The 2,647-nt window shown below is 58.7% G+C and carries 2 rRNA genes (1 of these 2 cut by a window edge); both read left to right on the forward strand.

The features are described 5' to 3' along the window. The first annotated feature begins 215 nt into the window (after positions 1-215). Positions 216-1,741, forward strand: a 16S ribosomal RNA gene (locus tag AB5287_RS09785). Positions 1,742-2,172: 431 nt separating this feature from the next. Next, positions 2,173-2,647, forward strand: a 23S ribosomal RNA gene (locus AB5287_RS09790); its annotated part runs 2,687 nt beyond the window's last position; the annotation flags it as partial.

Consider the following 2,647-nt stretch of genomic DNA (forward strand, 5'->3'; position numbering starts at 1 on the left):
GTGGTGGTGGTTTGAGAACTCAAGAGCGTGTTTGTACTACTTCTTTATAGTCAATGATTGCCAGTTCATTCCTCGCCTGATTGCCTGTCGTGGTGGTTGGGTACCCGGGAGGGTTTGATGAGGGGTGAGGTTTTTTGAGGGCGTCCTTCCTTAAGGACGTGCTCGTCAATTTTTGTTTTGAGAGTCATCTATTCGGATGCTTTTCATGAGGTTTTTTTGTGGAGGGTTCGATTCTGGCTCAGGATGAACGCTGGCGGCGTGCTTAACACATGCAAGTCGAACGGGATCCATCAGGCTTTGCTTGGTGGTGAGAGTGGCGAACGGGTGAGTAATGCGTGACCGACCTGCCCCATACACCGGAATAGCTCCTGGAAACGGGTGGTAATGCCGGATGCTCCAGTTGATCGCATGGTCTTCTGGGAAAGCTTTCGCGGTATGGGATGGGGTCGCGTCCTATCAGCTTGACGGCGGGGTAACGGCCCACCGTGGCTTCGACGGGTAGCCGGCCTGAGAGGGCGACCGGCCACATTGGGACTGAGATACGGCCCAGACTCCTACGGGAGGCAGCAGTGGGGAATATTGCACAATGGGCGCAAGCCTGATGCAGCGACGCCGCGTGAGGGATGGAGGCCTTCGGGTTGTAAACCTCTTTTATCGGGGAGCAAGCGAGAGTGAGTTTACCCGTTGAATAAGCACCGGCTAACTACGTGCCAGCAGCCGCGGTAATACGTAGGGTGCAAGCGTTATCCGGAATTATTGGGCGTAAAGGGCTCGTAGGCGGTTCGTCGCGTCCGGTGTGAAAGTCCATCGCTTAACGGTGGATCCGCGCCGGGTACGGGCGGGCTTGAGTGCGGTAGGGGAGACTGGAATTCCCGGTGTAACGGTGGAATGTGTAGATATCGGGAAGAACACCAATGGCGAAGGCAGGTCTCTGGGCCGTTACTGACGCTGAGGAGCGAAAGCGTGGGGAGCGAACAGGATTAGATACCCTGGTAGTCCACGCCGTAAACGGTGGATGCTGGATGTGGGGCCCGTTCCACGGGTTCCGTGTCGGAGCTAACGCGTTAAGCATCCCGCCTGGGGAGTACGGCCGCAAGGCTAAAACTCAAAGAAATTGACGGGGGCCCGCACAAGCGGCGGAGCATGCGGATTAATTCGATGCAACGCGAAGAACCTTACCTGGGCTTGACATGTTCCCGACGGTCGTAGAGATACGGCTTCCCTTCGGGGCGGGTTCACAGGTGGTGCATGGTCGTCGTCAGCTCGTGTCGTGAGATGTTGGGTTAAGTCCCGCAACGAGCGCAACCCTCGCCCCGTGTTGCCAGCGGATTATGCCGGGAACTCACGGGGGACCGCCGGGGTTAACTCGGAGGAAGGTGGGGATGACGTCAGATCATCATGCCCCTTACGTCCAGGGCTTCACGCATGCTACAATGGCCGGTACAACGGGATGCGACGCGGCGACGCGGAGCGGATCCCTGAAAACCGGTCTCAGTTCGGATCGCAGTCTGCAACTCGACTGCGTGAAGGCGGAGTCGCTAGTAATCGCGAATCAGCAACGTCGCGGTGAATGCGTTCCCGGGCCTTGTACACACCGCCCGTCAAGTCATGAAAGTGGGCAGCACCCGAAGCCGGTGGCCTAACCCCTTGTGGGATGGAGCCGTCTAAGGTGAGGCTCGTGATTGGGACTAAGTCGTAACAAGGTAGCCGTACCGGAAGGTGCGGCTGGATCACCTCCTTTCTACGGAGAATTCAGTCGGATGTTCGTCCGACGGTGTGCGCCCCGCGCGTCGCATGGTGCGATGGCGGCGGGGTTGCTGGTGTGGAAGACGTCGTTGGCTTTGCCCTGCCGGTCGTGCGGTGGGTGCGGGGTGGTATGGATGCGCTTTTGGGCTCCCGGATCGCCACCCCAGGCTTTTTGCCTGGCGCGATTCGATGCCCGTCGTGCCTGGGGGCCGGCCGTGTGCCGGCGCGATGGCGTGGCGGTGCGTGGTGGCTTGAGAACTGGATAGTGGACGCGAGCAAAACAAGAGTTTTTGAATCTTTGTTTTGCTGTTGATTTCGAATCGAACTCTATTGTTCGTTTCGATCGTTTTGTGATCATTTTTAGTGTGATGATTTGTCGTCTGGGAATTTGCTAGAGGAATCTTGCGGCCATGCACTTTCGTGGTGTGTGTTGCTTGCAAGGGCGTATGGTGGATGCCTTGGCAGACAGGACCGATGAAGGACGTTTGAGGCTGCGATATGCCTCGGGGAGCCGCCAACAGGGCTTTGATCCGAGGATTTCCGAATGGGGGAACCCACCGACCGTCATGGGTCGGTACCGGCTTCGGCCGGGGGGTACGCAGGGAAGTGAAACATCTCAGTACCTGCAGGAAAGGATATTCCGTGAGTAGTGGCGAGCGAAAGCGGATGATGGCCAAACCTTGCGCGTGTGATACCCGTCGGGGGTTGCGCGCGGGGTGTTGCGGGATCGCGTGCGCCGGCTCCGACGGGCCGGCCGGCAGTTGCAGAAAACCATGTGTCAGGGGAACCGGGTTGAATACCGGGCCGCAGAGGGTGAGGGCCCCGTACCTGAACGCGCATGGTCTGCCGATCGCGTCTCCCAAGTAGCACGGGTCCCGTGGAACCCCGTGCGAATCCGCCC

This window comes from Bifidobacterium sp. RTP21102st3_E2_RTP21102_210122 (assembly GCF_040916945.1).
GTDB classification, from domain to species: Bacteria; Actinomycetota; Actinomycetes; order Actinomycetales; family Bifidobacteriaceae; genus Bifidobacterium; species Bifidobacterium longum.